19 protein-coding genes and 1 tRNA gene are annotated in these 20,240 nt (G+C 68.4%); 18 read left to right on the forward strand and 2 right to left on the reverse strand.

Annotation, left to right across the window (positions count from 1 at the left end; genetic code table 11):
- Window positions 1-47: 47 nt before the first annotated feature.
- Window positions 48-683, forward strand: a complete 636-nt coding sequence (locus tag C5B99_RS05655; protein ID WP_104240821.1) for a TetR/AcrR family transcriptional regulator — start codon at window positions 48-50, stop codon at window positions 681-683.
- A gap of 174 nt (window positions 684-857) precedes the next feature.
- On the forward strand, window positions 858-2,351 hold the full coding sequence (locus C5B99_RS05660) for an HNH endonuclease signature motif containing protein (protein ID WP_104240822.1): 1,494 nt from the start codon (window positions 858-860) through the stop codon (window positions 2,349-2,351).
- Between the two features lie 78 nt (window positions 2,352-2,429).
- Here C5B99_RS05660 and C5B99_RS05665 read toward each other — a convergent pair whose 3' ends face one another.
- Window positions 2,430-2,915, reverse strand: a complete 486-nt coding sequence (locus C5B99_RS05665; protein WP_104240823.1) for a hypothetical protein — start codon at window positions 2,913-2,915, stop codon at window positions 2,430-2,432.
- Window positions 2,916-3,276: 361 nt separating this feature from the next.
- On the opposite strand from C5B99_RS05665, the gene ileS reads away from it, so the two are divergent.
- The 16 genes from ileS (at window position 3,277) to C5B99_RS05745 (ending at window position 19,834) form a co-directional block, all read left to right on the forward strand.
- A complete protein-coding gene (gene ileS / locus C5B99_RS05670) occupies window positions 3,277-6,567 on the forward strand; it encodes an isoleucine--tRNA ligase (RefSeq protein ID WP_104240824.1) in 3,291 nt (1,096 codons plus the stop codon).
- Window positions 6,564-8,126, forward strand: a complete 1,563-nt coding sequence (locus tag C5B99_RS05675; protein ID WP_308471577.1) for a folylpolyglutamate synthase/dihydrofolate synthase family protein — start codon at window positions 6,564-6,566, stop codon at window positions 8,124-8,126. The genes ileS and C5B99_RS05675 overlap by 4 nt, the downstream gene beginning before the upstream one ends.
- Window positions 8,123-8,575 (forward strand): DUF4233 domain-containing protein, encoded by a 453-nt coding sequence (locus C5B99_RS05680; protein WP_258063084.1) that lies wholly within the window; start codon window positions 8,123-8,125, stop codon window positions 8,573-8,575. Before C5B99_RS05675 ends, C5B99_RS05680 begins: the two co-directional genes overlap by 4 nt.
- A gap of 74 nt (window positions 8,576-8,649) precedes the next feature.
- Window positions 8,650-9,072 carry a nucleoside-diphosphate kinase gene (ndk, locus tag C5B99_RS05685; RefSeq protein ID WP_104240826.1) on the forward strand — a complete coding sequence of 141 codons (423 nt, stop codon included), beginning with the start codon at window positions 8,650-8,652 and terminating at the stop codon, window positions 9,070-9,072.
- 105 nt (window positions 9,073-9,177) lie between these two features.
- A complete protein-coding gene (locus C5B99_RS05690) occupies window positions 9,178-10,440 on the forward strand; it encodes a M20 family metallopeptidase (protein ID WP_104240827.1) in 1,263 nt (420 codons plus the stop codon).
- Between the two features lie 287 nt (window positions 10,441-10,727).
- Window positions 10,728-13,385, forward strand: a complete 2,658-nt coding sequence (locus tag C5B99_RS19605) for an Rne/Rng family ribonuclease (RefSeq protein ID WP_308471578.1) — start codon at window positions 10,728-10,730, stop codon at window positions 13,383-13,385.
- A 222-nt stretch (window positions 13,386-13,607) separates the two neighbouring features.
- Window positions 13,608-13,916: a 50S ribosomal protein L21 gene (rplU, locus tag C5B99_RS05700; RefSeq protein WP_068481311.1), complete on the forward strand. Its 309-nt coding sequence runs from the start codon at window positions 13,608-13,610 to the stop codon at window positions 13,914-13,916.
- Between the two features lie 18 nt (window positions 13,917-13,934).
- A complete protein-coding gene (gene rpmA, locus C5B99_RS05705) occupies window positions 13,935-14,189 on the forward strand; it encodes a 50S ribosomal protein L27 (protein ID WP_068481308.1) in 255 nt (84 codons plus the stop codon).
- 105 nt (window positions 14,190-14,294) lie between these two features.
- On the forward strand, window positions 14,295-15,803 hold the full coding sequence (gene obgE, locus C5B99_RS05710) for a GTPase ObgE (protein ID WP_104240828.1): 1,509 nt from the start codon (window positions 14,295-14,297) through the stop codon (window positions 15,801-15,803).
- Window positions 15,804-15,831: 28 nt separating this feature from the next.
- Complete coding sequence (locus C5B99_RS05715) at window positions 15,832-16,101, forward strand: hypothetical protein (RefSeq protein ID WP_104240829.1); 270 nt, start codon at window positions 15,832-15,834, stop codon at window positions 16,099-16,101.
- 20 nt (window positions 16,102-16,121) lie between these two features.
- The gene (gene nadD / locus C5B99_RS05720) at window positions 16,122-16,751 is read left to right on the forward strand and encodes a nicotinate-nucleotide adenylyltransferase (RefSeq protein ID WP_104240830.1); all 630 of its coding nucleotides are present in this window, start codon (window positions 16,122-16,124) and stop codon (window positions 16,749-16,751) included.
- Complete coding sequence (locus C5B99_RS05725) at window positions 16,748-17,578, forward strand: hypothetical protein (protein ID WP_104240831.1); 831 nt, start codon at window positions 16,748-16,750, stop codon at window positions 17,576-17,578. Before nadD ends, C5B99_RS05725 begins: the two co-directional genes overlap by 4 nt.
- Before the next feature lie 70 nt (window positions 17,579-17,648).
- Window positions 17,649-18,053, forward strand: coding sequence for a ribosome silencing factor (gene rsfS, locus C5B99_RS05730; protein WP_104240912.1), 405 nt, complete (start codon window positions 17,649-17,651; stop codon window positions 18,051-18,053).
- A 5-nt stretch (window positions 18,054-18,058) separates the two neighbouring features.
- The gene (locus tag C5B99_RS05735; RefSeq protein WP_258063086.1) at window positions 18,059-18,844 is read left to right on the forward strand and encodes a sulfite exporter TauE/SafE family protein; all 786 of its coding nucleotides are present in this window, start codon (window positions 18,059-18,061) and stop codon (window positions 18,842-18,844) included.
- A gap of 76 nt (window positions 18,845-18,920) precedes the next feature.
- Window positions 18,921-18,996 (forward strand) — tRNA-Ala (locus C5B99_RS05740).
- An 85-nt stretch (window positions 18,997-19,081) separates the two neighbouring features.
- On the forward strand, window positions 19,082-19,834 hold the full coding sequence (locus C5B99_RS05745; RefSeq protein ID WP_181064949.1) for a DUF1345 domain-containing protein: 753 nt from the start codon (window positions 19,082-19,084) through the stop codon (window positions 19,832-19,834).
- Window positions 19,835-19,870: 36 nt separating this feature from the next.
- Here the strand turns inward: C5B99_RS05745 and C5B99_RS05750 are convergent, their stop codons facing one another.
- Window positions 19,871-20,140 (reverse strand): acylphosphatase, encoded by a 270-nt coding sequence (locus tag C5B99_RS05750; RefSeq protein WP_160070539.1) that lies wholly within the window; start codon window positions 20,138-20,140, stop codon window positions 19,871-19,873.
- Window positions 20,141-20,240 lie beyond the last annotated feature (100 nt).

Genomic DNA, 20,240 nt, shown 5'->3' on the forward strand with positions numbered 1-20,240 from the left:
GGAGAGTGTAACTGCTTATTTGAACACCATGCAGAAATGAGAAGATGATGACGGAGCACGAGGAACGGGTCGCGCGTCGAGGCCGACCCTCCGCGTCGAGTCGCGAGACGCTCGAAGAGGCCGCCCTCGAGCTGTTCCTCGAGCAGGGCTACGAGCAGACGAGCGCGAGCGACATCGCCCGCCGTGCCGGCGTCGCGAGAAGCTCGTTCTTCAACTACTTCGCTGCCAAAGCCGACGTGCTGTGGGTCGGTCTCGACCCGCTCCTCGCCGAGGTTCCTCTCCGGCTCGAGGCCGCGGCGACCGAGCTCGTCGCGCGCGGCGTTCCGAAGAGGGGAGACGGTCTCGAGACGCTCCGGAAGGTGCTCCTCGAGATCGCCGACACGGTGCAGCCCGAGACCGTCCGCTGGGCGGGCTCGCTGCGCAGTGTGGCAGGCACGAGTGCAGACCTCGCCGCGACGGGCACGAAGCGCGCGCTCGCCCAGCAGTCGGCGCTCACGGACTTCCTCGCCCGAGCAGAGCCTGGGCTGGGCCGGTTGCAGCGAACCGTCTGCGCAGGCTCGATCATCTCGGCGACCATCGCCGCGACCGTGTTCTGGATCGAGGAGGGGCCGACCCGAGGCAGCTTCTCGAGCGTCGTGGACGAGGCGAGCGCCCCGATCTTCCTGGCGTACTCGGCCGCGTAGGCCTGCGGTGCTGAAGGCGTTCGGCCTCGAGACGCCCGCTGCAGCCTGGTGTCCTCTGATCTGGAGCTTGGTGGTTCGATTCTGTCTTCGAAGACCATCGATAAATTCCTGGTCAACAGGCCCCAAGTGACGCTCTGAGTGCTAGGCTCGAGGTGATCCCGGGGGGAGGTCATCATGGTTCTTGGGCAGGCTGGCACGGGGCGCAACGAGGTGGCCTCCAGGCGGTCCTCGCCCGAGACCGCGACGGTCGACGCGCTCATCGCGGCCCCCGGCAACGCCCTGGTTTTGCTGGCGATGGAGATTCCCGTGGTGATCGCGGAGCTCGCGAGCCGGCGGCGCGCGCTGGACGCGGCGTTGGTCGAGGTTGCGGGGGAGGTGCTTCGACGTGACGAGGAGGGCTCGGCGCGCGACGAGCTCGTCCGGAGCATGGGCTTCGCCAACCTCGCGGAGATGCTCCAGCAGCTTCTGGGGGTCCCCTGCGCCGAGGCCGGGTCGCTGGTTCGCGTTGCGGAGACCACCCGTGCCCCGATGAGTCTGACGGGCGAGGATCTCGGGCCGGCACATCCGGCCGTTGCGACGGCGCTTGCAGCCGCGCAGATCTCGATCGCGCAGGCGTCCGCGATCGTGCAGGGATTGAAGCCCGTGAACGGCCGTGCCGAGCGAGCGCATCTCGACGCGGCTGAGGCAGAGCTTGTCGACTCGGCGCGGGGCGTGAACCCAGAAGATCTTGCCCCGGCAACTCCGGAACTGCTTCGGGTCCAGGCCGCGCAGTGGGTGGCGTTCCTCGACCCCGACGGCACGGAACCGCTCGCGGAGCGCGTTGCGCGCAAGCGGGGATTCTGGATGCGGGAGCGTTCGGATGGCACGGTCACGGGGCGATTCGTTGCGACTCCGGAGCAGGGGGAGCTGCTCCGGAAGGTGTGCGAGACGGTCACCTCGCCCCGCCGCAAGGTTGCCTTCGAAGATGCCCCGCCCATCGGGAGCGCTGGCGCTGACGGACGCGGTGCCGAGGGAATCGACGCGGCGGACGTGGACGTCTCGCATCCGGATGAGCAAATCCTCGACCGACGCACGCCAGCCCAGCAGCGCATGGACGCCGTGGAGTCGGTCTTCGCGCGATTCGCGGAAGCCCCGGACGCTCCCCGCGCGGGCGGAGAGGCGCCCACCGTGGTCATCACCACGACGGACGCTGGCCTGAAGGGAGAGGCCAAGCGCCCGCTCGACGTGCCGCACCTCGAGCGCACCGGAACGCCAGTGCCGCCGAGCCTGGTCGCGAAGACCCTCTGCGACGGGTTCGTGCAGGTGGCGCTCCTGGGTTCCAACGGAGAACCGTTGAGACTCGGCCGCCGTCAGCGGTTGTACAGTCGCGCGCAACGCAGAGCGCTCGCCTCCCGCGACGGGGGCTGCATCACGCCGGGCTGCTGGAAGCCGCCTGGCATGTGCGAAGCGCACCACACCACGCCGTGGGTTGAAGGCGGCGTCACGAACGTCGACGAGGGAGTGCTCCTCTGCAGCTTCCATCATCACCTGGCCCACAAGAACCAGCTCGAAATCGTGCGCGACCGGACGGGCAGGTGGCGAGCCCTCCGACCGGGCTGGGAGTATCGACTCTTCCGGCGCAGAACTCTGCGCGGCTCAGCACTGCAGGAGCCGCTTCACGGAAGCTGACTGCAGGTGAGACCGTCGCGCGGGACCGCAGTTCTCGCAAGGTTCCGGACAGCGCTGCTCGAGGGCCTTCCGGTTCCTCTAGCTCGTCTGCAGCTCGCAGTAAGCCGTCAGCGACGAGAGGGCCGACTCGACCTCGCCGAGCTGCGTCAGGATGCTCGCGGCGGCCGCGAAGCCACCCTCGCCGTTCGTGAGCTCCCCAGCTGTGGTCTGCAGCTCCGTCACCTCGGTGACGAGCGTGTCGACGTGCGTCTTGAGGTCGGGGTCCGTGACGCTCTGCTGCAGCGTCGTGAGGCTGGCGCCTACGGTCTCGAGCGTCGCGACAGCTCCGGGGATGTCACCGGGCACCTGGTCGGGGATGCCCTGGACGCTCGTGTTGATCGAATCGATCTCGGCCTGGACATCCGCGCAGGTTCCGCCGCCCTCGGCCGTCGTGGCCTCGGTCGTCGTCGCAGCCGAGGGAGACGGAGCCGCAGTCTCCCCTCCGCCGAGCGCTGAGCATCCGGTGAGCGCGATGGTCGCGAAGATGCCGGTCGCTGCGAGCTTCGAGAGGTGAGAGGTGAGCATGCGCTGAGTGCCGTCCGTCGATGAATCCAGAAGAAGCGAGCGTACACAGCCTTCCCCTGAGCCTGGCCTGTCCGTTTCGCGCAGCTTGCCCGGGCGCGTACGATGTTGGCAGCATGACTGTGATCCGCCCATCAGCGGGGAGTCCCCGGAAGAACGGTGAGCGAGCCTCTCGAGGAACGCAGGCCAAGTAGAACCGGTCGGGAGGGCCCGTCACAGCCCGGAACGAGTGGCGAGCGCCGCCGGACGTCCTTCCTTCAACGGAAGGCAGATCCGGGGGAGCGCGCAATCGGGGTGGTACCGCGCCGGAAGGCGTCCCTGAAGCAGACCAAGCACATCCACTTACTGCCAGGAGTTCCACCGCATGAGCTACCCGAAGGCCTCGTTCGGACCAGCCGCCGATCCCGCCAGCTCGACAAGAGACAGCGTCGCCGCCTCGCCGTCGTTCCCGCGCCTCGAAGAGCGCGTGCTCGACTTCTGGCGCGAAGACGGCACCTTCCAGGCTTCCATCGACCAGCGCGAGGGCGCCGAGGAGTGGGTCTTCTACGACGGCCCTCCCTTCGCGAACGGGCTCCCGCACTACGGGCACCTCCTCACCGGGTACGCGAAGGACGTCTTCCCCCGCTACTTCACGATGCGCGGCCGCCAGGTGCACCGCCGCTTCGGCTGGGACACGCACGGCCTGCCCGCCGAGCTCGAGGCCATGCGCCAGCTCGGCATCCAGTCGAAGGCCGAGATCGAGGCCATGGGCATCGACACGTTCAACGACGCCGCCCGCGAGTCGGTGCTCAAGTACACGCGGGAGTGGCAGGAGTACGTCACCCGCCAGGCCCGCTGGGTCGACTTCGAGAACGACTACAAGACGCTCGACATCTCGTACATGGAGTCGGTGCTCTGGGCCTTCAAGAAGCTCTACGACGACGGGCTCGCCTACGAGGGCTTCCGCGTGCTCCCGTACTGCTGGAACGACGAGACGCCCCTCTCCAACCACGAACTGCGCATGGACGACGACGTCTACCAGATGCGTCAGGACCAGACCGTCACCGTCACCTTCCCGCTCGAGGGGGAGCGAGCGGATGCGCTCGGCCTCGCCGGCGTGAAGGCGCTCGCCTGGACGACGACCCCGTGGACGCTCCCGACCAACCTGGCCCTCGCGGTCGGCCCGGACATCGACTACGCCGTCGTGCCAGCTGGCCCGCTCGGCGCGGCAGACGGCACGGCGACGGGCGCTGGCTCCTTCCTGCTCGCCAGTGCACGCGTCGCGGCCCATGCCAAGGAGCTCGGCTACGAGAGCGCGGAGGACGCGGTCGACGCGACCAGCCGCAGCCTCACGGGCGCCGAGCTGGCCGGCGTCCGCTACCAGCGCCTGTGGGACTTCTACGCCGACACCGAGACCTACGGCACGCAGAACGCGTGGCAGTTCCTGCTCGGCGACTACGTCACCACGAGCGACGGCACCGGCATCGTGCACCAGGCGCCCGCCTACGGTGAGGACGACAAGGTGCTCAGCGACGCCGCCGGCATCCCAACGATCCTCTCCGTCGACGAGGGCGGCAAGTTCCTCTCCGCCGTCGAGCCCGTCGCCGGCCTGCAGGTCTTCGACGCCAACAAGCCGCTCACGCAGCTCCTGCGGGCCGACGGCCGGCTGTTCAAGCAGGCCAGCTACGAGCACTCCTACCCGCACTGCTGGCGCTGCCGCAAGCCCCTCATCTACAAGGCCGTCTCGAGCTGGTTCGTGCGCGTCACGCAGTTCCGCGACGAGCTCGTCGAACTCAACCAGCAGATCGACTGGGTGCCGGACAACGTCAAGGACGGCCAGTTCGGCAAGTGGCTCGAAGGGGCCCGCGACTGGTCGATCAGCCGCAACCGGTACTGGGGCAGCCCCATCCCCGTGTGGAAGAGCGACAACCCCGACTACCCGCGCATCGACGTCTACGGCTCGCTCGACGACATCAAGCGCGACTTCGGGGTGCGCCCGACCGACCTCCACCGCCCGTTCATCGACGAGCTCACGCGCCCGAACCCGGACGACCCGAGCGGTGCATCCACGATGCGGCGCATCCCCGATGTCCTCGACGTGTGGTTCGACTCCGGCTCCATGCCGTACGCGCAGGTGCACTACCCGTTCGAGAACCGCGAGTGGTTCGACTCGCACTCGCCCGCGGACTTCATCGTCGAGTACATCGGGCAGACGCGCGGCTGGTTCTACGTCATGCACGTGCTCTCGACGGCGCTCTTCCACCGCCCCGCGTTCAAGCGGGTCGTGAGCCACGGCATCGTGCTCGGCAACGACGGTCGCAAGATGTCGAAGAGCCTCCGCAACTACCCGGACGTGCAGGAGGTGTTCGACCGAGACGGGTCGGATGCCATGCGCTGGTTCCTCATGGCGAGCCCCGTGCTGCGCGGCGGGAACCTCATCGTGACCGAGGAGACGATCCGCGAGGGCGTCCGCCAGTTCCTCCTGCCGCTGTGGTCGACGTATTACTTCTTCACGACCTACGCGAACACCGCGGTCGGCTCGACCCAGGCGTACGAGGCGACGTTCCGCACCGACTCGAGCGACGTGCTCGATCAGTACATCCTCGCCAAGCTGGGCGTGCTCGTCTCCGAGGTGCAGGCAGACCTCGAGGCACTCGACTCGACGACCGCCGCATCGCGCCTCCGCGACTTCGGGGACGTGCTCACCAACTGGTACGTGCGTCGCTCGCGCGACCGCTTCTGGCGAGGAGTGACCGACGACGCCACGAGCACCGAGGCGTTCGACACGCTCTACACCGTGCTCGAGACGCTCACGCGCGTCGCCGCGCCACTCACGCCGCTCATCTCCGAGACGGTGTGGCGCGGGCTCACGGGCGGCCGCAGCGTGCACCTCACCGACTGGCCGGACGCGTCGGCGTTCCCCAGCGATCAGGCGCTCGTCGACTCGATGGATGCGGTCCGCCGCGTCACGAGCTCGGCGCTGTCCCTGCGCAAGCAGGCCGGGCGCCGCGTGCGCCTCCCGCTCGCGAGCCTCACCGTCGTCGCGCCGAACACGGACGCGCTCGAGCCCTTCGCGAGCATCCTGCGTGACGAGCTCAACGTGAAGTCCGTGGAGTTCGAGCGCTTCGTCGCCGAGTCCGAGGCCAAGTACGGCATCGACCGCGTCCTGCAGGTCAACGCGCGCGCGGCTGGTCCGCGCCTCGGCAAGCAGGTGCAGCTGGCGATCAAGGCCTCGAAGTCCGGAGACTGGAGCGAGGTCGACGGCGTCGTCACGGCTGGCGGACTGCAGCTCGAGGCGGGTGAGTACGAGGTCAAGCTCGTCACCGCAGGCGAGAGCGACGACCGAGCCATCACCCTGCTGCCGAGCGGCGGCATCCTCGTGCTCGACACGAACGTGAGTCCGGAGCTCGCCGCGGAGGGCCTCGCTCGCGATGTCGTGCGTGCGGTCCAGGACGCGCGCAAGGAGGCAGGACTCGAGGTCTCCGACCGCATCCGCCTCGCCCTGCGCGCCGACGACGCGTCGGTCGCCGCCATCGAGGCGCATCGGGAGCTCATCTCGGGGGAGACCCTCGCGGTCGAGTTCCAGGTCACCGGCGGACTCGCGTCGCCGGCTGACGACGAGGTGAGCGCGGACACGTATGGTGCCCTTGAGATCGACGTGGAGGTAGTGGCGTGAGCGAACGCGACCAGCAGGATTCCGGCGACTGGGAAGACCAGTCCTCCGAATCGGAGGCCTCGGACGCATCCGGCGACTTCGAGCTCGAGCCGAGGGACATCGCCGAGACGTTCACGCCGGCGCTCTCCGACGATGAGGACGAGGTCCTGACGGAGCGCGAGGAAGACGAGCGAACGCTCCTCGAGGGCACCGACTGGGTCAGCGAAGGCGAGCGTGTCTTCGACGAGCTCATGGAGCGCGTGGGGGAGGCGGCCCCCGAGCCGCGACTCCACGCGACGCGGCGCGCCGTCGAGCTCCTCGGAGACGTGCACACGGCGTACCCGGTCATCCACATCACGGGCACCAACGGCAAGAGCTCGACCGCGCGCATCATCGAGACCGTGCTGCGCGCCCACGGCCTGCGCACGGGCCTCCTCACGAGTCCGCACCTCGAGCGCATCAACGAGCGCATCGCCGTCGACGGAAGTCCCATCAGCGACGAGAGACTCGTCGCGAACTGGGAGGACATCACGCCCTTCCTCTCGATCGTCGATGCGGAGCTCGAGGCGGCGGGAGAGCCGCGCCTCACGTTCTTCGAGGCCCTCACGGTGCTCGCCTACGCCTGCTTCGCCGACGCTCCCGTGGATGTCGCTGTGGTCGAGGTGGGCATGGGAGGCGAGTGGGACTCCACGAACGTCGCCGATGGCGAGGTCGCCGTCTTCACGCCCATCGCGCTCGACCACACGCAGCGACTCGGCAGGACGCTCTCGGAGATCGCGCGCACCAAGGCCGGCATCATCAAGCCCGCCGCGCGCGTCGTCACCGCAGAGCAGCAGCCCGAGGTCCTCGCGGAGATCACGCGTGCCGCAGAGATGTCCGAGGCGCACATGTACGCCGAGCCGAAGGACTTCTCCGTCGTCAGCAACCAGCTGGCCGTCGGCGGACGCCTCGTGACGGTTCGCGGCGTCGCTGGCACGTACGAGGACCTCCTCCTGCCGCTGGACGGCGAGTACCAGGCGCACAACGCCGCCGTCGCGCTCGCTGCCGTCGAGGCGTTCTTCGGCGCGAACCGGAGCCTGCGCGATGAGCTCGTCGAGGCGGCGTTCGGCGAGGTGAAGTCGCCGGGTCGCCTCGAGCGCATCGGCGTCACCCCGCCCATGCTCATCGACGCCGCCCACAACCCGCACGGCGCCGAGGCGCTCGCGAGGGCCGTGACCGAGTCGTTCGACTTCTCGCGCGTCGTCGTGGTGCTCGGAGTCCTGGCGGACAAGGACGCGGCCGGCATCGTCCGCGCCCTGCAGCCCATCGCGGAGCGCTTCGTCGTCACCCAGTCCGACTCGGTGCGCGCCATCGACGCCGAGGAGCTCGGCGACATCGTGCGCGAGGTCACCGGCGGCGAGCCCGAGGTGCTCGAGCGAGCGGAGGATGCCATCGAGCGCGCCCGCGAGATCGCCCTCGATCTCCTCGCCGAGGGCGCAGATGATGGCAGGAACGCCGCCGTGCTCATCACGGGCTCCGTCACGCTCATCGGCACCGCGCTCACCCTCTCGCGCGACGAAGGCTGGGCGCAGGAGTCGTGAGTCGGCGCAACAGCGGCCGGCTGCCCCGTCAGCGCAGCATCCGCGAGGTCATCGGCTCCATCTTCCTGGGCTTCGAGCTCTTCGTCGTCTTCCTCGGCACGCTGCTCGTGTTCGGGATGCGCGTGCTCGAGCCCGTTCCGGCGTTTGCGCTCGGCCTCACCTTCGCCGTCCTCATCGTCGTGACGATCGGGCTGCTCAGGTACGAGTGGGGGATCTGGCTCGGGTGGGCCGTGCAGATCCTGCTCGTCGCCGCCGGTTTCCTCCACCCCGGTATGTTCGTGGTCGGGGCGCTGTTCCTCGCATCCTGGACGTACTTCATGTGGAAGGGCGGCCAGATCGACCGGCAGCGCGCTCCGATCATCGCCGAGTACAACCGTCGCCTCGCGGCGGGTGAGATCGGCGTCGATGGGATGCCCATCACGGAGCAGAACGACCCACCGAGCAGCTGACCAGCTGCCCTGCACGCATTCACCGAACGACCTGGCCCCTCGCAGGGCCGACCACCACGACCAATGGAGGAACCATGGCAACCATCGAAGAGACGCTCGTCCTCGTCAAGCCGGACGGTGTTCAGCGCGGCCTCACGGGCGAAGTGCTTCGCCGCATCGAGACGAAGGGCTACTCGCTCGTCGACCTCCGCCTCGTCCACGCAGACCGTGCGCTCCTCTCGGAGCACTACGCGGAGCACGAGGGCAAGCCGTTCTACGAGGGCCTCCTCGAGTTCATGCAGTCGGGGCCGACCGTCGCGATCCGCGTCGCGGGCCACCGCGTCATCGAGGGCTTCCGATCGCTCGCCGGCACGACCGACCCCACGACTGCCGCGCCCGGCACGATCCGAGGCGACCTCGGTCGTGACTGGGATGCCGGCGTGCTCCTCAACATCGTGCACGGCTCCGACTCCGTCGAGTCCGCCGAGCGCGAGCTCGGCATCTGGTTCGCGGCCTGACCGACTCGAGAGGTGGACGACTCGGTCGGGCTTCGGCCGAGTCGTAGGCTTCGCGGTAGGCGGGCCGTCAGGTGCGAGAACATTGATTCGGGGGCGAGTTGCGAGATGAAGGCTGGGAGATCGTCGTCGACGGAGCACAGTGAGCGGCTCGACGAGCTGGCCTCGGCGTGGCGGGCTGCGCTGCGCGAGGAGCTGCCGGCGGCCGTCCGGTTGCGTCAGGAGCTCCACGCCGACCCCCGGCTCTCCGGTGAGGAGAACGACACCGCTGCCCGCCTCGAGGCCGAGCTCGGCGACCGGGTCACGATGCACCGCATCGCCGACTCCGGACGCATCGGGCGCCTCGGCCCCGCGACCGGGGGTGCCGTCGGGGTGCGCGCCGAGCTAGATGCGCTGCCGCTGACCGAGCTCACCGGGGTGCCGTTCGCCTCGTCGAACGGCGCGATGCACGCCTGCGGGCACGACGTCCACCAAGCGGCGCTCGTCGCCTTCATCCGGGCCGCGGACCACCTCGACCTCCCCGTCGGACTCGTGCCGATCCTGCAGCCACGGGAGGAGACCTACCCTTCGGGCGCGCATCAGATCGTGCAGGAGGGCGGCCTCGAGCGCTTCCAGGTCGAGCACGTCATCGGCGCGCACGTCCACCCGGGCGTCCCTCGAGGGGCGATCGCGATCGGCGGTGGCTACATTAACGCGGCTGCCGACGAGATCGAGATCTCGCTGCAGGGACGAGGCGGCCACGGCGCGTACCCGCACCAGGCGGCCGACCCTGTCGCGGCCGTCGCCCAGATCGCGCTCGGACTCCCCGAGGTCGTCCGTCGCACGATCTCGCCCATGAATCCCGCCGTGATCAGCGTCGGGACGCTCACCGCAGGCGAGGGTGCTGCGAACGTGCTGCCCTCGAGCGCCCGGCTGCTCGCGTCGATGCGCACGACGGCGCCGAAAGACCGCGAGCTCCTGTTCGCGGCCGTGCAGCACCTCGCGGTGCGCACTGCTGAGGCGTACGGCACGGAGGCGATCGTGCACATGCACCAGAACATGCCCGTCCTCATCAACGACACCCACCTCGCGTCCGATGCCGACGACTGGCTCGCGCGCCTCGGCGTCGACGGGGCGGAGCCCATGCGCTCGCTCGGCGGCGACGACTTCTCGTACTACTGCGACGAGGTTCCCTCGATCATGTGCTTCGCCGGCGTCGAGACGGCAGGTCTGCCTGGGCCCGGAGGCGCCTACGCCCCGACGCTCCACCACCCGCGCTTCCTTCCGACGGAGGATGCGGTCGGGCTCGTGGCGAGCGCGTTCCTCGCCGGGTACTGCGCGGCCGCCGAGCGCATCCTCGGCATCGCACACCACAGGCGGGTCCTGCCCTGACGGTGGGCGCACAGCCGAAATCGGGTCTGGATGCGGTGGCCGTGCGATACTGGAAAGGTCGACCGGGCAGAGTCCCACGGCACCCGAAGTTTTTCAGGCACGAGCCACGAGCAGAGCAACGCTCCGTCGCACGGGCCGCAGGCAGGATCGCCGCAACCGCGGCACACTACGTACAACCTTTCCGCCGAACGGGCGGAGACCATTTTCGATGAGGATGCATGGCATCTTCATCGCCCGGAGGGGTGGGCGCACGCTTTGCGCCACGCCGGAGTAGGAGCACACCAGAAATGGTGACCACAAACGAATCAGACCAGAACACCACCGATGAGCAGTTCGACGCAGAGGCGGGCCAGGAGTCCGCGACTGCGGCAGGGGTAGGCGCAGTGGAGCACGAGTCGACCGAGGAGTCTGCGTCGTCGGTCCCGTCCGTCATCTCCTCCACGACGCTCTTCTTCCTGCAGCCGGATCTGCCCCCGGTGCTGGAACGCAGCCCACGCGAAGACCGCGGCCGCGGTCGCCGTCAGGACGACGAGCCGTACGAGCGCCAGGAGCGCGGCGACCGGAACGATCGCTACGACAGGCAGGATCGCAACGACCGCTCCGAGCGTGGCGAGCGTTCGGACCGTGGCGAGCGTGACCGCGCTGACCGCAACGACCGCGCTGACCGCGGCGAGCGGTCGAGGGAGTCGTCGCGCGACGACCGCCGACAGGCCCCGGCAGAGCGCCAGCAGTCGACGACGCGTCGTCGTCAGTCCCGCGAGGAGCAGCCGGTCGAAGAGCCCGTGCTCATCACGGAGCCGCAGAAGATCAAGGGGTCCACGCGTCTCGAGGCGAAGCGTCAGCGCCGCCGCGAGGGCCGCGAGAGCGGGCGTCGCCGCCAGGTCATCACCGAATCCGAGTTCCTCGCTCGTCGCGAGGCGGTCGACCGCGTCATGCTCGTCCGCGCCAAGGACGACCGCGTCCAGATCGGCGTGCTCGAGGACAAGGTGCTCGTCGAGCACTACGTCGCGCGTTCGCAGGAGTCGTCGCTCATCGGCAATGTGTACCTCGGTCGCGTGCAGAACGTGCTCCCGAGCATGGAGGCCGCCTTCATCGACATCGGGCGCGGCCGCAACGCCGTGCTCTACTCCGGTGAGGTCGACTGGGCCGCTGCGGAGGTCGGCGGCAAGTCGCGTCGCATCGAGAACGCCCTCAAGCCGGGCGACCGCGTGCTCGTCCAGGTCACGAAGGACCCGATCGGCCACAAGGGCGCCCGCCTCACGAGCCAGGTGTCGCTGCCTGGTCGCTACCTGGTCTACGTGCCGGGGAACTCCATGAACGGCATCTCCCGCAAGCTCCCGGACACGGAGCGCGCACGCCTCAAGAAGATCCTCAAGGAGACGCTGCCGGCAGGCGTCGGCGTCATCGTGCGCACGGCTGCCGAGGGCGCGACCCAGGATCAGCTCGAGCTCGACGTCAACCGACTCACCGCGCAGTGGGCCGACATCTCCTCGCGCATCGAGGCGGGACCCGCTCCGGCGCTCCTGCACTCCGAGCCCGACCTCCTCGTCAAGATCATCCGCGACGTCTTCAACGAGGACTTCCACAAGATCGTGATCCAGGGCAGCGAAGAGCTCGAGACCATCACGAACTACCTGCACCAGGTCGCCCCTGACCTCGTCGACCGCGTCGAGGCGTTCCAGGGCGGCGACGTCTTCGCCGAGTACCGCGCGACCGAGCACATCGAGAAGGCGCTGGACCGGAAGGTCTGGCTGCCGTCCGGCGGCTCGCTGGTGATCGACCGCACGGAGGCCATGACGGTCGTCGACGTCAACACGGGGAAGTTCGTCGGCTCCGGCGGCAACCTCGAGGAGACGGTCACCAAGAACAACCTGGAGGCGGCCGAAGAGGTCGTCCGCCAGCTGCGTCTTCGCGACATCGGCGGCATCATCGTCGTCGACTTCATCGACATGGTGCTCGAATCGAACCGCGACCTCGTCATGCGTCGCCTCATCGAATGCCTGAGCCGTGACCGCACGAAGCACCAGGTCGCAGAGGTGACGAGCCTCGGGCTCGTGCAGATGACCCGCAAGAAGCTCGGTCTCGGCCTGCTCGAGACGTTCAGCGAGCCGTGCGAGTCCTGCGCTGGCCGTGGTGTCATCGTCTTCCACGACCCGGTGCTCAAGCACCGTGGGGGAGCGCCTGACAGCAGCGCGAACGCGAAGAGCAGCCGCAAGGGCCGCGGTGGTCAGCAGCGTGAGCAGCAGGCTCCTCGTGCCGTCGCAGCTCCGGCCGCGACGTCGACGCACGGCATCACCGAGGAGGCGCGGGGCGCTCTCTCGAAGATCGCGGCGTCGACGCTCACCGGGCAGAAGCAGGGCGAACCTTCGGAAGAGCAGCAGCCCGTCGTGCAGGCGAGCGCCCAGGCGCCGGTCGCCGACGAGCGTGGCGGCGACGAGCAGTCCGGGCAGCAGGGTGAGTCGCGTCGTTCGCGTCGCGGCCGCAGGCGCGCCAAGACGGATGCTCAGGCTCCGGCGACGTCGGAGGCTCCGGAGCAGGCGCCGAGCGAGCCGGTGACGCTCGACCGCAATGCGGTGCAGCAGTCGGATGGCGACGACCGGAAGGCGCGCGCCAGCGAGAACCTCTTCGACTTCGACTCGGCCCAGAGCGCCGAGCCGGCACAGACCAAGCGCGAGGCCGACCCGGCAGCGCTTCGTGAACTCGACTCGCTGCTGGATGCGCTGGTCACCCCAGAGGGTGAGCAGCAGCCGGCAGCGGGCGAAACGACCGAGGCCCCCGCCGCGGTCGAGGTGACGACGCCCGCCGCCGCCCCTGAGAAGGTTCAGGAAGCGCCGACGGCGTCTGCGCCGAAGGCAGCGCAACCGGCGACGGTTGAGCCGCCCAAGGGTGCTTCGGGGCGTCCGCGCCGCCGCCGCATCACGACGCCGCCGCTCTCTGCCGAGTAAGATGACAGAGTAGGGCGACCGGACGCGAAAGCGTCGAGTGGGTGGGTGCGCTTGCGCGCACCGACCCTGCCGGGTAAAGTGGTTCGCTGTTGCACGTTTGCATTCGTGCTGGCATTCCCTCGCCCGGTTGCAGGGCAGAGTCAGCTCGCCGCAGCGAGCAGGGCTTCCAGAGTTTGAAGACACAGCGTCCGACCTTGTCGGGCTCGGAGAAAAGGTACTGAAGTGGTATTCGCAGTTGTGCGCGCCGGTGGACGGCAGGAGAAGGTAGAGGTGGGCACTGTGCTCACCACGAACCGTGTTGTTGCCGACAAGAAGGGCAACGTCACGCTTCCGGCTGTGCTGCTCGTCGACGGTGAGACCATCACGAGTGACGCAGAGAAGCTCGCTAAGGTCACGGTGACTGCAGAGGTCCTCAACGACCTCCGCGGCCCGAAGATCGTCATCCAGAAGTACAAGAACAAGACCGGTTACAAGAAGCGTCAGGGCCACCGTCAGGAGCTCACGCGCATCAAGATCACCGACATCAAGTAAGTCGAGGAGCAGACTTCAATGGCACACAAAAAGGGAGCGAGCTCGACTCGCAACGGCCGTGACTCGAACGCTCAGCGCCTCGGCGTGAAGCGTTTCGCGGGCCAGACCGTCAGCGCGGGCGAGATCCTCGTCCGTCAGCGCGGCACGCACTTCCACCCCGGCGCCCTCGTGGGCCGCGGTGGCGACGACACGCTGTTCGCCCTCTCGGCAGGCATCGTCGAGTTCGGTGCGAAGGGCCGCCGCAAGGTGGTCAACATCGTCGCTGGCGAATAGCAGCAAGCACAGTCCCTGAATCCAGGGCGGTGTCAGGATGAGGGGCGGGCCACGGTCCGCCCCTCATCCGTATTTTCACGACTTATCGTTCTACAGGAGCTCTTCATGGCCACCTTCGTCGACCAGGTGACGCTGTATCTGCGCGCTGGAGAGGGTGGCAACGGCTGCGTCTCCGTCAAGCGCGAGAAGTTCAAGCCACTCGCCGGCCCCGACGGCGGTGATGGCGGCAACGGCGGCAGCATCACGTTCTACGCCGACCCGCAGGAGACGACGCTGCTGTCGTACCACCACAAGCCGCATCGCTCGAGCGACAAGGGCGGCTTCGGGATGGGCGATTGGCGCAACGGGTACACCGGTCAGCCGCTCGATCTGCCGGTTCCCATCGGAACGGTCGTCCGCGACGCGGACGGCGTCGAACTCGCTGACCTCTCCGAGCCCGGCATGCGCTACGTCGCTGCCGAGGGCGGACAGGGCGGTCTCGGCAACGCGTCGCTCGCCAACACGAAGCGCAAGGCGCCGGGCTTCGCTCTGCTCGGCACGCCAGGCGAGGAGCTGCAGGTGCAGCTCGAGCTCAAGATCGTCGCGGATGTGGCCTTCGTCGGCTACCCGTCTGCTGGCAAGTCGAGCCTCATCGCGGCGATGTCCGCGGCCAAGCCGAAGATCGCCGACTACCCCTTCACCACGCTCCACCCGAACCTCGGCGTCGTGCAGGCGGCCCAGTACCGCTACACGGTCGCCGACGTTCCCGGCCTCATCGAGGGCGCGAGCGAGGGCAAGGGCCTCGGCCTCGACTTCCTGCGGCACGTCGAGCGGTGCTCCGCGCTGCTGCACGTGCTCGACTGCGGAACGCTCGACCCGGGCCGCGACCCGATCAGCGACCTCGATGTCATCCTCGAGGAGCTCGGCAACTACCCGGTGCCGGAGGGGCAGACGCCGCTCCTGGAGCGTCCGCAGTTCGTCGCGCTCAACAAGATCGACCTGCACGATGGGCGTGAGCTCGCCGAATTCGTGCGCCCCGAGCTGGAGGAGCGCGGCTACCGTGTCTTCGAGATCTCGACGGTGAGCCACGAGGGCCTCAAGGAACTCTCCTTCGCGCTCGGCGAGCTCATCGACCGTGACAGGGAGGCCAAGCTCGCCGAGCTGGCCATCAAGCCGCGCATCGTGCTGCGTCCGCGCCCCGTCGACGAGAAGCCGTTCGAGATCCGCGTCGAAGGCGGAACGCACGGCAACACCTACCGGATCCTCGGTGAGAAGCCGCAGCGTTGGGTTGCGCAGACGGACTTCGCGAACGACGAGGCCATCGGCTACCTCGCGGACCGCCTCAACAAGATCGGTGTCGAGGAAGCCCTCTTCAAGGCCGGTGCAGTCGCCGGTTCCGCCGTCATCATCGGGCCTGGCGCGCAGGGCATCGTCTTCGACTGGGAGCCGACGCTCACGAGCGCGGCAGAGCTCACGGTCTCGCCGCGTGGCACGGACAGTCGCCTCGAGGAGAACAGCCGCACCACCACGCGTGAGCGGCGCGAGGGCTATTACGAGCGCATGGACGGCAAGGCCGCGGCGCGTGCCGAACTCGAGCGCGAGCGCGAGGGCGGCGTGTGGAAGGTCGACGAGTGACCCCGCGAACATTGGTAGGGTGGGACGCATGATCGAGCTGATTCCCGCTGCGCTTGCTGATGCCGTGCTGGCCCAATCCGTGCTGGCCGAAGAAGGGCACCACATCGTCAACGAGCTGGTGATGCCCCCGATCATGTTCGGTGTCGTCACACTCGTCGCCTTCGTTGCCCTCATCGTCGTCACGTACGCGTTCCGCAACACGTGGCACAGCAACCCGGTCGACTCCAAGGTCGTTCCCTACGAGCCGTTCAACCACGCTGGCGTCATCGAGGCCGGCTCGGAGCACTCGAAGCACTAGCGCGGAGACGCGCCCGCCTTATGCCTCACACCGTCGAGCCTTCCCCGGTTCCCGAGCGCCGCAGAGTCGGCGTCATGGGTGGAACCTTCGACCCGATCCACCACGGGCACCTCGTGGCGGCGAGCGAGGCGGCGGCGCACTTCGATCTCGATGAGGTGCTCTTCGTGCCGACAGGAAAGCCGTCGCACAAGTCGCACGTCACCCCGGTCGAGCACCGCTACCTGATGACGGTCATCGCGACGGCCTCGAACCCCCGGTTCAAGGTGAGTCGTGTCGACGTCGACCGCGACGGCCCCACGTACACGATCGACACCCTGCGCGACGTCCAGCGACTCCGCCCGGATGCAGACCTGTACTTCATCACGGGTGCGGATGCCATCGCGCAGATCCTTGGGTGGAAGAACTCGCTCGAGCTGTTCGAACTCGCCCAGTTCGTCGCGGTCTCGCGACCGGGGCACGAGATGCGCACCGACGGCATCCCCGCCGACAAGGTGACGGCGCTCAAGATCCCAGCCCTGGCGATCTCCTCGACGGACATCAGGGCGAGGGCCTACGAGGAGAAGCCGGTCTGGTACCTGGTGCCAGACGGTGTCGTGCAGTACATGGCCAAGCACAGGCTGTACACGGCAGAAGAGATTGATGCCATATGAGTGACGCCCCACTGACTCGCCGCGAGCTTCGCGAGCTCGAACGTCGCCGCGAGAAGGGCGAGCAGCCCGAGCTCCCGACGATGGCGCCGATGGTCTCCGTGGAGGCTGAGGCGGGATCCGAAGAAGCCGCTCCTGTCGTTCCAGCCGCTCCGGCCCCTCGTGCTGAATCGGCGCAGCCGGCTCAGCTCGCATCCGGCGTCGCGCTCGAGGCTCCGCTCCAGGTGGACGGCCTCTCGCCGACGCCGATCGACGTGCCGGCGACGCTCGAGTCCACTGAGGCTTCTGAGACCCCGGACGTCGCTGAGGTCGAGGAGGTCGCTGAGGCCCCCGAGTTGCCCGGCGACTCGTTCAATCGCAGCCCGGCGGCCGTCGAGCAGGAGGCGCAGGAGGACGGCACGAGCGGCGACTACTTCCGACGCCTCGTCATGGCCAGCCACTCCACGGACGAGACGCCGACGGGCATGATCGTCATGCCGGAGATGAGCTCGCCCGATATCACCGGCGCCCTCAGCGGCGCGGGTGATCTCATGATCACGGGCAAGATGCAGGTCTCCCGCGAGCTCTCCAACTTCGGCACGCTGACGACGGGGCTCGACTCGCCGGAGATCGACCACGCTGACGAGGGCGACGAGCAGCTGCACTCGAGCGCCGTCGAGGAGCACAGTCCGGTCGCGGCCAGCCGCGCGGTGCGCGAGCCTGGAATGCCGCTCGCACCCCGCCGTGGGCACGGCGTGCGGCTGTCGATCTGGGCGGTCGTGAGTGGCCTCGCCGTCGCTGTGGCTGGCGTTGTCGCAGTGATCCTGGGTATTGTTCAGGGTTGGTTCTGATCAGCTGGCGAGCGCATCGCCTCTCGGACACCACGTTGAGCTCATCTGGGCTCTCAATGAAAGGGACCGAATGACCGCGAGTACGCGAGCAATCGAACTGGCAGACATCGCAGCGAAGGCTGCCGACAAGAGACTCGGCTTCGACATCGTCGCCCTGGATGTCTCGAACAACATGCCGCTCACGGACATCTTCCTCCTCGTCTCCGGTCGCAACGAGCGCATGGTGCTCTCCATCGCCGATGAGATCGAAGACGCGATGCGCGACATCGGGCAGCGCACGCTGCGCCGAGAGGGCCGTCGCGAGGGTCGCTGGGTGCTCCTCGACTTCAACGACATCGTCGTGCACGTCTTCCACGAGGAGGAGCGCACGTTCTACGGGCTCGAGCGCCTGTGGAACGACGCACCCGTCGTGAAGCTCGATCTCGGCGAGGGCGACGTAGCCGCCGAGCAGCCGAACCAGGCCGAGCAGAGCTGAGCGGCGTGACGCCCCGCAGGTCGAAGGGCGGATGGGCCTGGCTCATCCTCACCGGCTTGCTCGCGGGCTTCCTCTCGGGGCTCTTCGGGGTCGGCGGGGGCATCCTCATCGTGCCCGCACTCGTCTATCTGGTGCGGCTCGACACCCGCCTGGCCGCTGGCACCTCGCTGCTCGCCATCCTGCCGTCGGCGATCGTCGGGGTGGTGACGTACGCGGTCGGCGGCAACGTCGACCTGCTCCTGGCGGGGCTGCTGGCCGTCGGCGCGATCGCGGGTGCCCCGCTCGGGTCATGGCTGCTGGAGAAGATCTCGAAGCGCACGCTGCAGTGGGCGTTCATCGCGTTCATCGGGGTCGTCATCGTCTCGCTCTTCCTCGTCGTGCCGTCGAGGGACGCCGCAGTGCACATCGATCTGCTCGGCGGCGCGCTGCTGGTGTTCCTGGGCCTCTGCACGGGCGTGCTGTCCGGCCTGCTCGGCATCGGCGGGGGAGTCGTGGTCGTGCCGATGCTGGTCGTGCTCTTCGGCTCGAGCGACCTGCTCGCGAAGGGCAGCTCCCTGCTCATGATGATTCCGACGGCGCTGTCCGGCACGATCAGCAACCTGCGCCGCAAGAACGTGGATGTGGGTGCCGGCCTCGCGGTCGGCGGCGCCGCCTGCCTCACGACGAGCCTCGGGGGCTTGAGCGCCGCCGCCATCTCGCCCTCGCTCGCGAATCTGCTCTTCGCGGCCTTCCTCGTCGTCATCGCGGTGCGCATGGGTGTGGATGCCTGGCCCCGTCGCACCGCTCGGTAGCGACACGCGCTGGCCGCCTCGATTTGGTGCGTCCCAGCTTCTGAGCTATTATTTTCGAGTTCCCGGAAACGGGTGCGGGTCTGTGGCGCAGCTGGTAGCGCACCTGCATGGCATGCAGGGGGTCAGGGGTTCGAATCCCCTCAGATCCACCACGAAGCCCCGGTCAGCTGAAGCTGACCGGGGCTTTTTCGTCTGAGCTGCCGCTCGGTTCCCCGCGCGATGCGGGAGGATGTCCGCATGGCGAGACGCATCATGGGCGACACTGCACGGGCCAACTGGAGCGCGCTCATCGCGGTGCCGTTCGCAGCGGCCTTCTACCTGTTCGTGGCGAGACGCCTCGGCGTCGAGATCGGCGACACGGTTCGCTACCTCGTGAGCATCTTCATCGTGTTCTGGCCGCTGTTCGGAACGGTGTACCTGGTCTGGACGCACCTCGCCTATCGCGACGCGGACGCGGTGCAGCTGCGGGTCGCCTCGAGGCGAGAGCGCATCACGAAGCGCCGCTGGTGGCATCGGCTCGTCGGCTACGGGGGAGCGACGGACTGGACGATGGCGGGCGCCATGGTCGCGGTCGCCCTCACGGTCGCTATCGCGCAGGAACCCGCCTTCCGCGACCAGACCATCTTCGTGGTGCTCGGGCTCGCCACGGTCGCGGCCTCGTGGGCGCTCATGGTCTACGCGTTCGCGTTGGAGTACCTCCGCCTCGACGCCGTCCCTGATGCTGAGGCGGGACATGGGGGAGCGGACGAGCGCGAGCGGGAAGCCGCGCGCCGGTCGCAGATCGTGTTCCCGTTCGAGGAGGAGCCTCGCTTCGGCGACTACCTGACGCTCGCGGTCCTGATGTCGACGATGGCGGCGACGGCGTCGGCTGAGATCACGTCGCGCCGCGGCTGGCGCATCGCCCGGACCAACGTGGTGCTGGCGTTCGCGTTCAACTCGGTCATCGTCGCCATGATGGTCTCGGTGCTCTTCGGCGGGCTCACGACCTAGGGGGAGGTCAACGCGGGGAGGCTAACGTCGGGACGCTCAGCGCACGACGCGGAAGCCCTCGGTTCCCTTTGGGGTCCGCTCGGAGACGCGAGATGCGGTGACTTCGGCATACGGGGGCCCTTTGCTCATCCACGCGAGGAGCGCATCCACCTGGTGCTCCTCTCCTTCGAGCTCGGCTTCGACCCGGCCGTCGTGGAGGTTGCGGACCCAGCCGCTCACACCCAGCCGCTGCGCCTCCTGCGCCGTGGTGAAGCGGTAGCCGACACCCTGGACAGTCCCGGCCACGATGACGTTGACTCTCCGCATAGCCACATTGTGCTTTCCACGCCTGGAATCCGGGAAGATGCCGGCCCGTGTGGGGTGAGAAGCACAGCCTTTTCCCATCTGGTGGGCTCGGCCCATCTGG

The organism is Pseudoclavibacter sp. Z016 (assembly GCF_002931215.1).
Lineage (GTDB): Bacteria > Actinomycetota > Actinomycetes > Actinomycetales > Microbacteriaceae > Pseudoclavibacter.